General features: G+C 64.6%; 15 protein-coding genes. All 15 read left to right on the plus strand.

The genetic code is table 11. The features are described 5' to 3' along the window. Positions 1–3: 3 nt before the first annotated feature. The gene (locus tag P3L18_RS04345; RefSeq protein ID WP_276113364.1) at positions 4–1503 is read left to right on the plus strand and encodes a phage major capsid protein; all 1500 of its coding nucleotides are present in this window, start codon (positions 4–6) and stop codon (positions 1501–1503) included. 81 nt (positions 1504–1584) lie between these two features. Then, positions 1585–1755, plus strand: coding sequence for a hypothetical protein (locus tag P3L18_RS04350; RefSeq protein WP_276113365.1), 171 nt, complete (start codon positions 1585–1587; stop codon positions 1753–1755). Continuing rightward, complete coding sequence (locus P3L18_RS04355) at positions 1752–2324, plus strand: hypothetical protein (protein WP_276113366.1); 573 nt, start codon at positions 1752–1754, stop codon at positions 2322–2324. The genes P3L18_RS04350 and P3L18_RS04355 overlap by 4 nt, the downstream gene beginning before the upstream one ends. After that, entirely contained in the window at positions 2321–2665 is a 345-nt protein-coding gene (locus tag P3L18_RS04360; RefSeq protein WP_276113367.1) for a hypothetical protein, read from the plus strand. The genes P3L18_RS04355 and P3L18_RS04360 overlap by 4 nt, the downstream gene beginning before the upstream one ends. 47 nt (positions 2666–2712) lie before the next feature. Then, entirely contained in the window at positions 2713–3036 is a 324-nt protein-coding gene (locus tag P3L18_RS04365; protein ID WP_276113368.1) for a hypothetical protein, read from the plus strand. An 11-nt stretch (positions 3037–3047) separates the two neighbouring features. Further along, a complete protein-coding gene (locus tag P3L18_RS04370; protein WP_276113369.1) occupies positions 3048–3443 on the plus strand; it encodes a hypothetical protein in 396 nt (131 codons plus the stop codon). Between the two features lie 10 nt (positions 3444–3453). After that, entirely contained in the window at positions 3454–4443 is a 990-nt protein-coding gene (locus P3L18_RS04375) for a hypothetical protein (RefSeq protein ID WP_276113370.1), read from the plus strand. Positions 4444–4600: 157 nt separating this feature from the next. Then, positions 4601–4999 carry a hypothetical protein gene (locus P3L18_RS04380; RefSeq protein ID WP_276113371.1) on the plus strand — a complete coding sequence of 133 codons (399 nt, stop codon included), beginning with the start codon at positions 4601–4603 and terminating at the stop codon, positions 4997–4999. Positions 5000–5157: 158 nt separating this feature from the next. Then, on the plus strand, positions 5158–5433 hold the full coding sequence (locus P3L18_RS04385) for a hypothetical protein (RefSeq protein ID WP_276113372.1): 276 nt from the start codon (positions 5158–5160) through the stop codon (positions 5431–5433). Between the two features lie 11 nt (positions 5434–5444). Then, a complete protein-coding gene (locus P3L18_RS04390) occupies positions 5445–10688 on the plus strand; it encodes a phage tail tape measure protein (protein WP_276113373.1) in 5244 nt (1747 codons plus the stop codon). Further along, positions 10685–11602: a hypothetical protein gene (locus tag P3L18_RS04395; protein ID WP_276113374.1), complete on the plus strand. Its 918-nt coding sequence runs from the start codon at positions 10685–10687 to the stop codon at positions 11600–11602. Before P3L18_RS04390 ends, P3L18_RS04395 begins: the two co-directional genes overlap by 4 nt. Positions 11603–11673: 71 nt before the next feature. Further along, a complete protein-coding gene (locus P3L18_RS04400) occupies positions 11674–12093 on the plus strand; it encodes a hypothetical protein (protein WP_276113375.1) in 420 nt (139 codons plus the stop codon). Between the two features lie 19 nt (positions 12094–12112). After that, positions 12113–15649 (plus strand): hypothetical protein, encoded by a 3537-nt coding sequence (locus P3L18_RS04405; protein ID WP_276113376.1) that lies wholly within the window; start codon positions 12113–12115, stop codon positions 15647–15649. 9 nt (positions 15650–15658) lie between these two features. Continuing rightward, a complete protein-coding gene (locus tag P3L18_RS04410) occupies positions 15659–16492 on the plus strand; it encodes a hypothetical protein (RefSeq protein WP_276113377.1) in 834 nt (277 codons plus the stop codon). Between the two features lie 3 nt (positions 16493–16495). Then, positions 16496–17926 carry a hypothetical protein gene (locus tag P3L18_RS04415; RefSeq protein ID WP_276113378.1) on the plus strand — a complete coding sequence of 477 codons (1431 nt, stop codon included), beginning with the start codon at positions 16496–16498 and terminating at the stop codon, positions 17924–17926. The last annotated feature ends 123 nt before the right edge of the window (positions 17927–18049 follow it).

Consider the following 18049-nt stretch of genomic DNA (forward strand, 5'->3'; position numbering starts at 1 on the left):
GCAATGCCCACCGCAATTGCCCTCCAGACCCGTGGCCGCGAACTCAACGCCACGCTCGAGGGAATCAAGAAGGACTTCGAGGACGGTGCGATCACCGCCTCCGAGTTCAACGAGAAGCTCGACGTCTTCCAGAAGGACTTCGACACCCACCAGGCCGACGTCGCCGCCAGCGAACGCGCATCGGAGCTTCGCCAGAAGCTCGGCGCCAATCCCACCGGCTCCGCCGAGGAGACCGCCGAGCACGTCGCCAAGGCGTTCAACGGCGACCTCGCGATGGAGATCCTGAACCACGAGAGCTTCGCCAATGTGGTGAAGTCTGTCGGCGGCCGCAAGGGCCTGCTCCCGCGCGGCCAGTTCCGCGCACAGTTCGAGATCGGCCGCAAGGGGATCGAGGACGGCGAGGCCATCGCCCTCAAGGACTCCACCTCCGCAGCGAACCTCATCGGTGAGGGGCTCAACGGGACGACCGGCCCGACCGCGTTGGGACAGAACGTGTTCCTGACCGGTAACGCTGGTCCGGCCATCTGGCCGCACCAGGTGCCCGGACTTGTCGATCAGCGGTTCTACCCGCTGACCATCGAGTCGCTGTTCACCTCGAGCCCGACCGAGTCGCCGTCCATCACCTACCTGATGGAGGCGCTGTTCACCAACAACGCGGCAGAAACCGCCGAGGGTGGGCAGTACCCCTACTCGAGCGACCAGCTGGCCCGCGCATTCGAGCAGGTCGGCAAGATCACCAACGCCATCAAGCTGACCGACGAGACCCTGCAGGACGCCGACCAGTTCGTGTCGTTCGTGCGCGGACGCCTCGTCCTCGGCGTGCAGCGCAAGAAGGAATCCGCACTGCTCGCCGGCTCCGGCTACCCCGGCGTCAACGGTCTGCTCAACCGCTCGAACGGCTTCACCAAGGTCGGCGGCGCCGACGCCGCCACCGGAACGAACGTCGTCTTCCCGGCCGCCGGTACCGCCGGCGCCGGCGCGGCAGGCAACACCATCGCCACGCTGCACTACGGCCGCCAGATCCTCGGCACCGGTAGCGCCGGCACGGCCGCCTACGCCGACTCGGCGACCACCGCCGAGGGCATCTTCCAGGCCATGACCGATGTCATGTACTCGTCGTTCGTGGTGCCCGACACCATCGTGATCAACCCGGTCGATTGGCAGACAATCCGACTCGGCAAGGACAAGAACGGCCAGTACTACGGCGGTTCGTTCTTCGGAACGAACTTCGGCCTCGCCGCCGGCGTGCAGGACACCCTCTGGGGCAAGCGTGTTGTCGTGACCCCGGCCATCCCGCGCGGCACCGTCCTCGTCGGTTCGTTCGACGCCGACGTGGCGAACATCTTCCGCCGCCAGGGGCTGTCGGTCGAGATGACCAACAGCAACGGGACCGACTTCGAACACGGCGAGGTCACCGTCCGCGCCGAGGAGCGCCTCGCGCTGGCTGTCTACCGTCCCGCCGCGTTCGAGCTGATCCAGCTCGTCAACGGCTCCGGTAGCTGATCCATCGCAACCTGACGCCGCGAGTCCCACCACGGACTCGCGGCGTCTTGTTGTGCCCCAACAACACCCAAGGAGGACGCCATGGCCGTCACGCGCTGCGACGACTACCACGCCGAGCTGTTCAATCTCCCTCGTGCCGAAGGTCCGGGACACGGAAAGCATGAGGCAGTCGACGAGTCCGACGACAAGGTCACGACCAAGGTCGTCACGCCCGATACCGCAAGTCCGACCGAAGGCGTCGTGACCAAGTGACCGATCTCGCCCAGCCGAGTGACGTGACCGCGATTGCGGGCGACGGATTCGACTCCGCGACCGTGGCCTCGGCAATATCGTGGGCGAGCTCGATTGTGCGGGACTACACCAAGCAGCAGTTCGACCTCGTCGAGAACGACGTCGAGATCGTCACTCCGCATGGATATTCCGCCACCCTTGCACAGATCCCCGTGGTGGCGGTGTCCATGGTCGAGGCCAAAAGCATTGACCCAGTCACCGGTGCCGCGAGCTACGCGACCATCACCGCGTGGGATTGGGCGCCCAACGGGATCGTCTACTGCACAAAACGATCCGTGATGGGCGGCTGGCCGCAGTACATGCTCCCCGGTGGCCTACGCGTCACCTATACCCACGGCTTCGCCACAGTGCCCGAGGACATCACGTCGGTGTGCGCGCGGCTGGCCTTCCAGTTCATGACCAATCCCACCTTCCGGGTGGAGCACAAGGTCGGCGGCAAGGCCGACCGCTGGGCGACCAACGGCGGCAACGAGATGACTCCGTACGACCTGGCCATTCTCGACCAGTACCGAGTGGCGAATCTCGTATGAGCGGGCCAGTCGGAGGCGACACCATCACCGTGTGGGTGACCACCACGGGCACCACGCCGAACAAGCTCGGAGTGAAGCCGACAACGTCGACTCCCGTCGACCAATCCGGATGTTCAGTCGAGCGTCTCTCCGAAGAGGAAACCGAGACCAACGTCGACCGCACTATCACCCGACGCACCGTCTACGCGCCGCCCACCGCACTCATGCAGGCAGTGAAGACGCAGGACCGCGTCGGCTACATGGGCAAGGACTACAACGTCGACGGTGATATCGACATCGAGACCGACCTCGATGGACGAATCGACCACGTACGCTTCGTCATTCGACGGGCGGCCGGATAGTGGCGCGCGCGCGATGCTCCATCTCGGAGGCAGATCTGCGTCGGGCCATGACGACGTCGCCGGTTATCCGCGCTGCGCTGCTCGCGAAAGCGGTAGAGGCACAGAACTACTGGCGGTCGCTGCCTCCGGCACAGCCCACCGGCGCGGACGGCCACGGCCGGCAGCCGGACGGTTCCTATCGCGCCTCCATCCAGGTCCGCGTCATGTCCACGCCGACGCGCATGAAGGTTCGGGTCTACTCCATAGACCCGAAGGCGCACTGGATCGAGTACGGCGCGAAGCACATGCCCAAGTACGCGCCGATGGCCAAGACTCGAGCGCACGTCCTCGGACTCGGCGGCGCCCACGCGCTCGGCTCAATCAGCGAATAAGGCTGCGCCCCATGTTCATCAACACCGAGGAGCTTCTGGTTGCATACCTGACTCCTCTTCTCACTGCGGACCAGGTCAGCACCGAGCTGCCCAACGAACCGCCCTTGCCGTTCATCCTCGTGACCCGGATCGCCGCGACGGATGACAAGGTGACCGAACTCGCCATGGCCGATGTCGAGTTCTTCGCCAACAGCCGAGATTCCGCGAATGACCTTGCTCGGCAAGGGCATTCGCGGATGCTCTCACTTTCCCCGAAGACGCCCGTTGTGACGCCTTCGGGAACGGTGTGGGTCGACTGGGTCCGCACAGACCAGGGACCGGCCTGGCAGGACTACGCCGACGAGGATCTCGACCGCTATGTCGCGCGGTACGAGATCGCGTCACGCATCAATTCCCAACCGCTCTAAAGGAGTATCCATGTCTGGCGATTACGCCTACTGGGAGAGCCTGTTCGCCGGTGACGCGACCCGCATCGTGAAGGCGCTCTACGGTTCTTTCCTCATTCGCGACTTCGACGCCGCGAACACGTCTCTCACCGATTTCTCGCCGTTCGATCCGACGACCGGAAACCTGCGTGCCGATCTGCTCGTCCCCGTCGCCGATGGCGGACAGGGCTGGAACGACATCGGGCTCATCGACGAGAACGGTGTGCAGTTCAATCCGAAGTACACCACCACCGACACGATGGCGTGGCAGAACCGGATGGCCCAGCGCACCGACGTCACCCTCGACCAGGAGGAGTGCACGGTCACCGCGATCCAGTCCACTCCGCTGATCGACTACATCAACTACCAGCTGCCGCTCGACGAGGTGCCGGCTGTCGGTACCGTCGGCTACCAGCTGACCAAGCCGAACACTCCGGTCCTGCTGCAGCGCCAGATCCTCGCCATCGGCGTCGACGGCGCGACGGACAATGCTGAGTACTTCGGCACGATGTACGCCCGCGCCCTCATGATCAAGCCTGACAAGTACGACTACCAGGCGAAGACCGAGGTCCAGACCCCGTTCACCTTCGACAGCTACCCGGATCCGTACTCCGGGTTCGCCGTTCGGCGATTCCGCGAAGGGCCCGCATGGCGCGCCGCTGGTGGTACCACCACCTGGGAGACCTCGATGGCGGCACCGGTCGCAACGTCGGAGGCCGGACTGAAGGCAACCATCGCGTTCGCTCCGCCGGCCTCGGACAACGGTCCCTTCACCTATCAGGTGACTCAGACCGTCGGCGGCACGACCACCGCCGTTCCCGCGCAGAACGTCACCGTAAAGTCTTCGAGCTCGACGCAGGTCGTCCTCGAGGTCTCCGGTTTGACCGCCGGAGCGGTGACCTTCCGCGTTACCGCGACCGGCTCGAACGGCTCGCAGTCGACTCCGACCGCGTCGTCGAACTCCATCACCGCAGCGTCCTAGTCGACGCCCCCTGATCGTTCCGCCCGCGCGGCAACTCGGCTGGTCGCGCGGGCGGAACACCCACCTCCGATATGTGTTGTGGGATAGCCGATTCCAGCAGCCGAGTCGTGAGCCGAGGAGACTTCTGATGTCCGTAAACCGCAAGATCAAGCGCGAGATGAGCCTCGACGAGTTCGAGGAGACCGCAACCGACGCGCTGGGTTCGACGCCCGGCCTCAAGATCAATCTGGCCAACGGCGACTTCATCACCATCCCGCATCCGCTGCTCGTTTCCGACGAGACGCAGGAGCGCATCGAGCGCGTCCAGCGCCGCGACGACCTCGACCCCAAGCCGATGGTCGAGGATCCGGAAACCGGCCAACTGGTGCCGGATCCGGCGGCGCGCGACCTCATCGACGGCGAGCCTGCTCCAGTATTCAACGTGCGATTCGCCTTGGCTCTCCTCGGCGACGAGGCGCACGCGCGCTTCCTCGCGGCCGGCGGGTCGTCAAACAAGGTGCTGCTCGCCTGGCAGTACCTGACCGAGGGCCTCCAGGCCCCAAAACTCCCGAGGTAGTCGAGCTCCTCAAGTACTTCTCCGCCGAGATTGAGGGCGATTTCCTCGCTCGCGGAAAGCCTTACGTCCGCCAGTGGTGGCGCGGACAGCTGTCGAGTCGCGAACTCTACAACGCAATCGTCCACGGACTCCCCGACACCTCAGCGACGAAAACGGCGATGCGAGACGGGGACTGGACGCACGACCAGTACGTCACCGCCCGCCTCGCCAACGAGCTCATGCTGCTGCGCGGCGACCACGCCGCCGCCAACGGCGCAACGATGAAGCCGAAGCTCCTCGAGTCCCCGGCGCAGCTCGCCGAACGCGAAGAGCAGAGGCACCTCCAGGAGTCGTTGCACAACTTCCTTCACGATCAGATGACCGGGAAGCTGGTTCTGCCCAACAGGAACCGTGGACCGATGGTCACCGAGGACGGCGTCATGCGCCGGGACTGAGGGGGTGATCCGTGACTGAATCCGGTTCTGGCATCTTCCTCGATCTCGTTCCTGCATTCGATATGCGGGCTCTCGAGAAGATCTTCTCGGACATCACGTCACGGGCCACATCTCTCGGTGGCGACCTCGAGCGACGCCTGGGAAACACAGCGGGCACCGCTGCCGCCGAGAAGGCTCAGGCGTCGCTCGCACGGTCTCAGGCGGCAGTAGAGGCCGCCACCAATTCCGCCGCTGCAGCGTCCGACAAGGCCACCGCAGCGGCCGGCCGCTACGAGGTCGCCATGGCGCGGCTTCGAGAGACCACCGACCGCTACGCGGCCGGATCGTCCCAGGCGATTGCCGCCGAGAACCGCCTCGAGGCCGCGCGCACCGCGAACACCCGGGCCGCCGCCGCGCTCGCCGACGCCAATCGAGGGCTGACCTCGGCTCAGCTCGAGCAGTCTCGGGCCGCCGATGCGTCGGCGGTGGCCTCAAGGACCGCAGCGGGATCTCACGCAGCACTCGGCACCGCGATGAAGGTCGGTGCCGCCGCTACAGCGACGTTCGCCGTCGGAATGGGCTTGGCGGTGCACTCTGCCGCCGACTTCCAGCAGAGTCAGGAGCGACTCGTCACGTCGGCCGGCGAGCAGCAGAGCGCACTGCAAGGCGTGAGTGACGGTTTGATCAAAATGGCCGGTGACGTCGGATATTCGACCGGCGAGCTGTCCAAGGGGATGTACACCGTGGAGTCGGCGGGATTCCATGGCGCCGACGGCCTGAAGGTCATGACGTCTGCCGCCCAGGGCGCCAAGGCCGAGAATGCCGACCTCACCGAGACCACCGACGCGGTCACCACCGCGCTGCACGACTACCACCTCGGCGCCGACCAGGCCGGCACTGTGATGTCGAAGATGGTCACCGCCGTCTCGCAGGGTAAGACCACCCTGCAGGCGTTCGCCGGCTCGCTGCACTCCGTGCAGCCGCTCGCCGCCCAGGCGGGCATCTCCATCAATGACCTCTATGGCTCGCTCGCCCAGATGACCTCGAGCGGTATGTCAGCGGATCAGGCGACGCAGAACATGGCCGACGCCATTCGTCATCTCCAGAACCCGACGTCGGGGATGACCGCCGAGCTGTCCCAGGTCGGCATTAGCTCCCAACAGCTTTCGCGAGATCTCGGCAAGCAGGGACTGTCCGGCTCGATGGAGGAGATCTCCACCGCCATCATGTCGAACATGGGCCCGAGCGGCCAGGTCATGCTCAACACCTTCAATCAGAGCAAGATCGCCGCCCAGGACGCCTCGAAGATGATGGACGCCCTCGGCCCTGCCGCACAGAAGCTCGCGCAAGAGTTCTCCTCCGGCGAGATTGGAATGACCGCCTTTCGCAAGGGGATTGGTGGACTCTCCGCCGACCAGGCGGGCCTCGCACGGCAGTGGCTGTCGACCTATCAGACGGCCCACGGGTTTAACAACATGCTCAAGGCCGGCGGCTCGGACGTGCAGACCTACGCCTCGGCACTGGCGAAGGCGACGGGCGACTCGAGTTCGATGAATGTCGCTCTCCAGCTGACCGGCGAGAACTACGCGAAGACGTCGGCGAACGTGAAGCTCGTGTCCCAGTCGACCACCGAGGCTGACGGCACCGTCAAGGGCTTCCACGAGGCGATGGGCACGCTCAACGGGCAGCTCTCGCGCACCAAGGATGGGCTACAGGCCGCAGCGGTCTCCGCTGGAAGCACCTTCCTCCCGGCGGTGACATCGGTGGTGAAGGTGGTCGCCGACGCGTCAGAGTGGTTGGCGAAGAACAAGATCGCCCTCGACATCCTCGTCGGAGCTATTGGCGCGGCAGCCGGCGCCTACCTCGTATTCAAGACCGTCAGCGGCATCATGAAGCTCAACGAGCTGGCGATCAACGGCGTCACAACCGCTATGGGATTCTTTACCGCCTCGGAGGAGGCGGCGACGGTTGCGGCGACCGAGATGGACGTCGCGCTCGACGCAAACCCGTTGGGCGCCATCGTGCTTGCCATCGAGGCGGTCATCGCGGCGATCGTCGCACTCGGTGTCGGTCTGTACGAGATGTACAAGCACTGGACCCCGTTCCGCAACATCGTCAACGAGATCTGGGACGGACTGAAGACCTTCGCTGGTTGGATCGCAACAGGATTCATGGCCGCCTGGCATGGAATCGAAGACGGCATCCGAGTCGCCGTCGGCTGGTTCGAGACGTTCTGGCACGGCGTGCAGGCGGCCTGGACGGCGATTCAGCCGGTTATCCACGGCATCGAGCTCGGGGTCCGCGTCGTCGGCGCGGTGATCGCCACCGTGATCGGCGTAGCCGCACTTCTCGCGTTCAAGTTCCTCGCAGCGGGCGTGAAGATGTTGTACGACAGCATCATCCATCCGGTGTTCGAGGCGTGGGGCGCGATCGTGCACTGGCTGTACAACTCGGTGATCAAGCCGGTGTTTGACTTCATCAGCTCGGCGTGGCATTGGCTCGCCGAGTCCGTCATCCGGCCGGTCGTCGAAGGGATCAAGCTCGAGATTCAGGGCTTCGGGATCGTCGTGCACTGGTTGTACGACAACGTGATTCAGCCCGTGATGCATCTCATCGGCGACGTATGGAACTGGTTGTACAACAACGTGATTCAGCCCGTCGTCGAGGGGATCAAGGTCGAGATCCAGGAGTGGGGCAAGATCTTCCAGTGGGTTTACGACTCGGTGATCAAGCCTGTCGGCTCCGCGATCGGCGATGTGCTGAGTGGAATCAAGGACGCCTTCAAGGGCGCTGTCGACTGGGTTGAGCAGCAGTGGGATCGCATCGTCGACATCGTCAAGACTCCCGCGAAGTTCGTCATTGACACTGTGTACAACGACGCGGTGGTCCCGGTGTGGAACCACGTCGCCGGCGTCTTCGGCCTGCACACCATCGACAAGGTCGGTCTCCCACAGGGATTCGCGGGTGGCGGTATCGTGCCGTTCGCGGGCGGAGGCGTCCACTCGGGGCCCGGCGTGCTGCCGGGCTATTCGCCGGGGGTCGACTCGATTCCGGCCGTGTTGTCTCCGGGCGAGTCGGTTCTCACTCCCGAGGCAACCCGGATGCTCGGCCACGACTTCATCCTCGGCATCAACGCGATGAGCGGTCGGCCGTCGGCCAACTCCCAGATGGGTGGCCCAGTCCACGCCGCCGGCGGCTTCCTTGGCTCGCTCTGGGGCGACGCGAAGAGCATGGTCTCCGGCGCCTGGGGCGACGTCACCGACGCGGCCGACCTGATGTCGAAGATGGTCTCCGACCCCGGCGGTGCCATCAAGAAGATGTTCGAGAAGGTCATCGGACTGACCAAGCAGACGCCCGGCGATGCCTCGCAATGGAAGTCGGCGATCACCGGCATCCCAGGCAAGATCATCGACGGCGCGGTCGATCTGGTGAAGAAGTGGTTCTCGGATCACCCCGAGGCAGGACACGACAGCCCGGTCGCCGGCGCGCGGGCAGTGCAGGCATGGCGCGACATGGCAATGAAGGCGCTGGCCAAGGAGGGCTACAACCCGCCGTCGGCGTTCATCGACGCGATGCTTGCCCAGATTGCGACCGAGTCGGGCGGTAATCCGTCGATCATCCAGCAGGTGCATGACGTCAACTCGGGCGGCAACGAGGCGGCGGGAATCCTGCAGGTCACCCCAGGCACTTTCGCCAAGTTCCGCGACCCGTCCGACCCGAACAACCGGCTCGACCCGATGGCGAACATGGACGCCGCGCTGCGCTACGTCCGCGCCCAGTACGGCGGCGATATTAACGGCGTCTGGGGGCACGGCCACGGCTACGCCGGCGGCGGCATCGTCCCGATGTACTTCGCTGGTGGCGGCACCACCGACGACGGATCGGGCGGTACCACCACCGTCAAGAGCGGACCCGAAGTCGCCATCGACACGCTCAAGCAGCATTCGTCCACCCCATACGACTATGGCGGCGGCTCCTGGTCCGGGCTCGACTGCTCTGGACTCGTCGCGTTCGGAACCGATATCGCCGAGGGCAAGAGCCCTGCGCGGATTGGCACGACGACCTCTCTGATGGCCGGCGGATGGCCCGGCATGATCAAGGGTGCGTCGCAGTCCGACGCGCTGATCGTTGGCACCAACGCCGACCATATGGCGATGTCGATCCTCGGAACGAACTTCGAGGAGAGGACTAGCGGAGAAACGATGCGCGTCGGCAGCGACGCCGTGAGTCCGTTCGACCACGAGTTCACCGAGCAATGGCACCTCGACCCGAAGCTGTTCTCGCCGCCGTTCGACGCTGCAAAGTACTACGCGGACAACGCGAGTACGAACACGATGTCGCCGAGCACGGGCGAAGGTACGACCGGCACCATCACGCTGACCTCGGAGGACCAGCAGAAAGTCACCGACCTGCAGAACAAGGTGAAGGCCGCCAACGACGCAGCGGATAAGGACACCGCAGACGCCAAGGCCGCCGACGCCGCCGTCGCCAAGGCGACCGCCGACGCCCAGGTGGCCACCGAACACGCCAAGACCGCGAAATCCGACGCGGTCCGTCAGCAGTACCAGGCGGCCGCCAACAAGGCGCTCGCGCAGGCCGATCAGCAGCGCGCGGCGGCGAAGAAGTACCGCGACGACGCGACCACCCAGCAGTCGAACGCGAAGAAGTATCAGAACCAGATCACCCAGCTGCAGAACGGCTCGTCGACGAACACGTCGACGCCATCGACGAACTCCGACGATTCCTCGAGCGGTGGTACCGGCTCGCTGATGACCGCCGAGCAGTTCGGCCAGCAGGTCGGCGGCATCGCCGCCGACGGGCTGTTCGAGACGTTCGGGCTCACCGACTTTGAGGATCCGAATCAGTTCGCAGTGATCAAGGTGCCCGGCGTCATTGCCCAGTCGGTCATTGCCGGACAGTCCCGCAAGCCGAACGCGAACGACGAGAAGAACAGCCAGCTCGCCCGCAAGGGAGTCACGTCCGACGACACCACCGACAGCAACGGCAAGAAGACCAAGCGTGCGGCGGTGTCGATCTTCGACGATGGTGGCTGGCTCATGCCGGATGAGTTGGCGCTCAACAAGTCCAACCGGCCCGAGCCGATCCTGAACTTCGAGGACAAGCGCAAGCTCGACAGCCTTGCCTACAGCGAAGGCGCGGGGCCGAAGGCGACCGTGCTCATCGAGAACATGCACAACCACGGTGCCGACGGTCGCCAGGTCGCTCGAGACATCTATCGCGAGATGTCCGCACACCAGGGAGGTGGTACTCGATGATTCCGACCCCCGAGGCGACGGTCGGAGCCGTGCTGTCGCTGCGGTCCGGCGCCGAATCGGTGGTGCAGTACGTACCACCGACCGGGGCCGTGAATGATGTCTGGCACCTATCCGGCGGTCTCGCACCTGTTCTCGGAGCCCAAGAAGGTGTCATCGCGTCCAAGTTCAAGGGACTGATGGCGCCAGGCAAACCGATCACGCAGCAGACCGCCCGCGCTGACGGGGACGTCTGGCTCGATACGGTCTATGACCCGATGGAGATCGATTTCACGGCAACGATCTACGGGAACACCCCGTGGTCGTTCCGTTCCATCCACGGATCCTGGTTTGACTCTTGGTCGATGTACGCCGCCGGACGCCTCAACTGGTTCACGGCGAACCGGGGGGAGTGGTGGTGTTATGTCCGGCAGGGCAAAGAGATTGGCGACGAACTCACCCTCGGTCCCGGTCCTATCGGCTCCCAGTCCTACGCCTGGGTCGCCAAGACCGAAGGTATTCCGTTCTGGCGATCCTTCGACTCCACCGACAAGTGGGATCCACAGACCGCGAGCGCGTCGGGATTTGTCCGGCTCCTGAATCGAGGAGCCATCCCCTCCTGGCCTACCTATATCGCCCAGGGTCCGTTCGCGCTCTTAACCCTCGGTGACGGATTGTCCGGGGCCACAGTGACATTCGGTCCACTCGCCGCAGGCCAGGCAGTCAAGATTGTCACGCAGCCCAACGAGCGCAGCATCGTCGAGATCACGACCTCGACGAATCTCTACAGCCTGCTGTCCGGCCGGTTCGCGACGCCGTTGCCCGGGGTCGGCGATAAGCCGTCGTGGGCCCGCATTCCGGTCTCCATCACCGGTGCAACACCTGGCGTGACATCGATCGTCGCCGCAGTCACCCCCTATCGCCTCTGGCCCGAGTAGGCCATCGCCACCTCGCGCTCAAGTCAGTCCCGGCTCGAGCGCCGCTTCGTCATGAGTAAAAGGAGAACCCCATGTCTTCCGTAGGTCTCTCGCCCTACCTCGCCAACTCCTGGCTGAACATGCTGCGCGGTACGGCATTTACCGCGCCGAGCGCCATCTACGCGCAGCTACACACCGCCGTGCCCGGAGCCGCCGGCACGACCGGACTCAGCGCCGGTACCGCCACTGGCACGGCCAGCGACGTTCGCAAGGCGATCGCCCACGCTGCCGCATCTGGTGGATCGCTGTCGATTACCGGCACTGCACCGTCCTGGTCCTGCTCGGTGGCGTCGGTCTCGGAGACGCTCGCCTACATCTCATTCTGGGATGCGGTGAGTTCCGGCAACTTCCTCTGGGCCGCCGCGCTCAACTCGTCTCGTGCCTGGGCGACCGGTGACACCTACACGTTGTCGACCGACGTTTTGAGCCTCGCTCCGATCGCCGCGAACTGATTCTTCTGAAGGTCACTTCGTGACAATCTCCGTTGACGCCACCAACTCCCCGAGTGCGGTCACGTCCAACTCGTCGAATCCGGTACTAACGACCGCGTCGTTTACGCCGCAGTCCCAGACACTTGTAGTCGCGGTGGTCTGCACCGCCACGTCGGCCAGCAATCCAACCTCGACCGTCGTCGACTCTGCCGGAAACTCCTTCACGCTGCTCGTCCGCAGCAACAACGGGGGTGCTGGCGGCGCCGACGGCGTCGAGGTGTGGTGCCGGTACTACGCCACCGCGCCGGGCTCGATCACCGTCAAGGCCACCACCGCGAACTCCACGCACGGCGGCGAGATGTCGGTGAAGTCTGTACTTGGGGCGTCTCCGGTGCAATCCGGCGTGACGGTGGCGAATTACGCGGCGTCGACGGCCGCTGCAACGCCGGCAGCTACCTCACTCGTCTTCGGCGGCGTCACCGACTGGTCGGCGGCCAACACCCTGTCGTCTCCGACGGCTGCGACGACATCGCTGTCGCACCTCGGTACTTCGGCCGGAGATGACCTCTACACCTTCCAGGGATCGTGCTCCGGATCGAGCACGACCTACGGCTACACGGGCGCCTCCAACGGTATGACTTACGTAACGATCGGACTGGCCGAGATCCAAGCCGCGCCGGTCACGTTCGACGCTATCGCGAGTAACTCGAATTACTCGACCTCGTCGCTGAGTACTTCGCTCACCGTGGGGACTTCGGCGGCAACGGTCTTCGCGGCCGTGAGCCTCGGCTCGACCTCAATCACCCCCACCGTGACATGCGGCGGCGTGGCAATGACCGCGCTGGGGCATCAGTCGAGCACCGACAACGGCACGATATACCTGTTCGTCCTGACCGGCGTCTCGACCGGTGCACAGACGATAGCCGTGAGCTTCAGTTCGGTTACCACGGCAGAGGTTATTGCCGTGTCATACGGCGGTGTTTCGTCAATCGGAACCGCTGTCACCGCAACCGGAGCTACCACGGCAGCATCGTCAGGAGCGGTGACGGTGTCGGCTGCAACCGACTTCGTCGTCGGCGCCTTTGCGACAAAGGGCTCAGGTGCCTCGACTGCCACCTCCGGTCTGATTCGGGGCTACAAGGCGAACGGCTCAGCGCCCACAGCCGCTGGTGGGAACTGCGTCTTCGAAGACACCACAGGCGGGGCGACTTCGGACACGGTATCGGCGACTGTGCCGACGGCGATGTGGGCTGGCGTCTTCGTGAGGATCAGCGCTGCATACTCCGCGAGCGCGTGGACCGGCTCTGCGTCTCAGGCGATCACAGAGGCCGGCTCGGCCGGCGGCGTTCGCGCGACCTTCGGTGGTGCGGCCGAATCGATCACCGGGGCCGGCTCAGCCGACGGCGTCCGTGCCACCTTCGGCAGCTCTGGTCTGGTGGCTTCGGCCGGCGAGGGCTCCAACGGCATTCGGGCGACCTCCTCTGGTGCTGGACTAACCGGTGCGGCAACCACTTCGGACGACGGATATGCGGGTGGCAGTGCGTTCATGGCAGTCACCGTTACGGCCGCCGACGACGGTGCACTGACGAAGACGGGCACAGCCACCCTCTCCGTGATCGCCAATCCGGTCAGCGCCGGCAACCTCGGCGTGGTCGGGATGTCGACGACGACCGTCACCGAATCCACCTCCACCCAAGGCGTTCGAGCGACCTTCGGCGGCTCGTCGCTCGGCATCACGGCCACACCACGCCCCGACGGTGTCGGTGGCGACGTCGGCGGCGCCGGGTTGCACGCCACGGCAACGTCGACACCAGACGGCTACGCCGGCGGCTCGAGCGATCTGCACGGCATCGTGCGCACCAACTCCGACGGCGTACTCAAGAAGGCGCCCGGGGCTCCGTTCGACCTCAACAACTTTGACCCCTGGGAAGCGATGGTCGTTGCCGACCAGCTTGCCGACAAGCGCAAGGCCGATGATCTGCTGGCCGCGCCGCAGTTCGAGATCGAGATGTTCTCGAACGTCTACGGCACGGTTGCCACCATCGGTGACTACATCAGCTCGACCGTCACCTTCAAGCGCAACGGCGTACCGACGGCGACCATCGTCCTGCGCGGCGACGATCCGTGTATCCCTTGGGCGCTCAAGTGCTACACCACCGTCGTTCCGATCACCATCACCGTCAACGGGATGCGATGGTCCGGGCGCATCGACGTCGCCACCGACGACCTCGTCGACGGCGTGCCGACCGTCACCCTGCAGTGCCTCGGAGATTGGAACTGGCTCAACAAGATCCTCGTGTGGCCGAACTTCGCGCTACCGATCGAGGTGCAGATCCCGAAGGAAGCCGTCTACATCGGCGGCGCGGTCACGGTTATCGAGACCATGATCACCGAACAAATCGGTCGACTCCAGTCCGGCGCATGGGAACTCGTCAACAACATCACGAATCCGTCTGCCTGGTTCGCGACGATGATGATGAACGAGGGACTCCTCACACCCTGTGTCGTAGTCCCGAACCACACCAATCTCATCAACGAGATCTGGGAGGACACCTCCAAGACGGTTGCCGTGTCCGGCCGAATGGACACGGTCGCAACGCTTGTCGATCAGATCTGCAAGGACAACGGGATTCTCATCACCGTCGACCTGTGGATGCCCGGCGACGAACAGCCCGCGCCGACCTGGTACACACTCACCGAGCCGACAATCTGCATCCGGGTGCGCGACAAGAGCGGAATCACCGGCCCCACAGGAACCCTCGTCGATGGACTCATCGAGGACATTCCCAACCTGCTCGAGTCGGCATTCGGCGAGAGCATCCTGCCGTTCCTCAACCCGACGGGCGAGTATGCGCCCGACGGCGTGAACATCGCACCGGCGTTCGGTGTGGACTTCACGCCACCCTGGTCGATCTACAACTGTGACAATCCGCGCTCGGGCATCAAGGAGTGTCACACCAACTACCATCATCCTTTGGCCTACACCGTGATTGGTGGTGGTCGCTCGCCCGACTGGGTGAACAAGCTGATCGACGTCCTGCTGGAGGCGGCAATCTCGGCGATCATTGCCGCAGTAGCTGCAGCGTCAGCGGGGGCGGCGGCAGCCGTCTCGGGAATCCCGGATACCCTGCTCGACGGCGTGTTCGACAACGTCATCCTGGCCTTCCAACTCGTCGAGAACGCCGATCGACGAAAGGCACTGGGGCCCTACGGCTATCCCGAGTTCTATACCTCGACCGGCTCGACCGCCTACACGCTCGAAGAGTGGTTCGCCCTCGAGATCGCGATGTGGGATACACGCGGCTACGTCAGCGGCCAGATCATCGCCTACGACGGCGTGCCCTACACCCTCGGAAAAGACTATGAGGTCGGCGATCTCGTGTCCTGGATTCGTCGATCGAGGCTGTTCACCGACTACGTCGATGAAGCGACTGTGGTCGACGACCGCACCAACCGCGTGCACACCGAAGTCACTATCGGCGACGGCAGCGCGCAAGAGGCGCCCGAGGCGAAGCTCCAGCGAAAGCTCGCCGGATTCGAAACCGCTATGCAGGTCGCGCTGCTCTCGAGCAACTAGGAGAACCTTGTGACATCAACGGAACCCGTGATCCTGGACTGCCAGATCGCGTTCACCGGCACCATCGATCCATCGACGATGAACACCGCGATCCTGACGATCCTGCCGACCGGGAGTTACACCACCCTCCCGGCCGCTTACAACGGCACGCCAGGTCTGCCGCCGGTGATCGACTCGGTGGTCGTCACCGAGATTGGGCCGACAGACACCATGCCGACCCCAGTCATGTCCCTGGTCGACCCGGGCGGACCAGGGGAGGCGTCGCACTACATCCTTCGACTGGCGGTGCGCGACGGAGCGGCCGGCGCGGCCGGCACCAACAGCAAACTCTCGGGATGCTCGGACATCGAGAACATCTCCGCCCTCGCCGACGGATTCGGCCTCTACTGGGACGCGGCGAACAGTAAGTGGCAGGTCGCCGCGCCGAAGAAGACCTTCGGGCCGAAGACGACTCCCTACACCTCGTTCAACACCCCGTACTCGGGCGCCTCGGGCAGCTATCTCGTCGCCTCGCTCAGTGTCGCGGCTCAGCCGTTCGCATGGACGCCGCGAGTGGATGCCCAGCTGTTGTGCGGTGGCACCGCGAACACCAAGGTCGATCTCGCGGTACTCATGGGCGACCCGTCTGCCGGCACGCAGGTTGCCTATGGGCACGGCCAGTACGGCATCGGGCCGTTCCCGGTCACTGCTGGGCCGAATCCCGGCGCTGCAACGATGCCCACAGTTCCGGCGGCCACCGCGCAGACGTTCTACCTCGTCGCCAAGCAGGTAGCGTCCACTGCCGATACCTGGAGCACCACCAACACCCAAGGTCGGTTCTCGCTCGTCGGAGTGCCGGTCTAACCCATGGCCAGCGTCATCGACAAGGCGAAGTACGGGTACTACGGCACCGCGCTCGTCGACATGCTGCTCGCGGCAGTCGGATACGCGCTCGCCGGCATCAACGTGCTCGGCGTGAAGCCGTTCGCCTTTCTGCAAGCATGGGCCGACATCCAGGTCGAGAACGCAGAGAACGCGCTCGCACAGGCCGAAGCGGCCACGGAAAGCGCGGCCCTCGCGCAGGCGTCGGCCACCAACGCCAACGGGGTTGCGAGCAACGCCCAGACCGTCAGCAACAACACCACCTACAACGTCAGCTCGAACCGGCCGATGTGGTGGGCGATCGACCCGACCGCCGATGTCAGCTTCTCTTGGGAGAAGCTGGCGGTCGCCATCGGCGGCACGACGCCGTCGACGACGATCACCTCGACTCTCGCCCGGATCGCCGGTGTGCGGTTCATGATGGACGGCGCACGATCGACGATCCAGTTCCTCGCCAACTACTCGGGCACTGTCAGTACCTTCTGTGTCGACCTGTACAAGATGGACCCCAGCACCTACGCCTGGAATCTGATCTACTCGTCGGCCGACATCCATTCGACCCTCACTGGCACCCTGGCCATGGTCGAGGTGACGCTCGGTAGCTCGGTGCCCATCAGCGCGGGCGACGTCTGCGCGGTGCAATTCCGGATGACGGGAAGTGGTTCCGTTGGACTAGGGGCCGTTCAATTCCCCGGCGCCAGCTCGCTTCCCGGATTCGAGCCACTGCAGATCGGCGCATTCCGTAACCCCACCGACTCCTACGGCGCGGCACCGTCGTCGATGCCGAAGGCGTACATGGACACCCTCTACACCGCCATCACCGTGTGGGTGGGCATCGGCGTCGACCTGGGGCAGGCGGGAGAGCCGCGCACCTGGTACACCCACTTCGCCTCGCTCACCTGGGATAACTGGTCGCTGTCGAGCACGAGCAGCAACAACCTGACCATCAGCCAGACCAGCTCGGGCGGAACCGTCAACTACGGCAGCTCCACTGACGGTTGGGAATACGCACTCTTCGACTACCAGGTCGCCACCGACCAATGGCGCGTCCAGGCCGACATCGGATCTCCGACCATCGTTCAGACCGGCATCTGCGGCGGCATGGACAACACCGGATCGGGCGGCATGATGTTCCTTGTCGGCGCCGGATACAACCAGATCGTCACGCAATCAGGAACGGTCAAGGCATCGTCGTCAACGAACTATGGCGCCGGAACGTATGCCCTCGAATGCACCGTCAGCGGTGGAATCTACACCTACACAGCCAGGTTCAACGGTACCGCGATCCTGACGTGGACCGACTCCAGCGCGATCATCACCCACGGTCCGGGCCACCGATTCGCGCAGATCCGCATGAATCACGGGTTCTTCACCGCCGGGGCCAGCCTCACCAACTTCTACTGGATGGACATCTGACATGGCAGTGCTACTCCGATACGGAAACACCGACCTACAGCGATTCGTCGACGAGGACGATGTCACCACGTTTCTGAACCAGGGGTGGAATTACCCGACCTCGTACGTCGCACCGGCTGCGAA

It is taken from the genome of Gordonia sp. N1V (assembly GCF_029269935.1).
GTDB classification, from domain to species: domain Bacteria; phylum Actinomycetota; class Actinomycetes; order Mycobacteriales; family Mycobacteriaceae; genus Gordonia; species Gordonia polyisoprenivorans.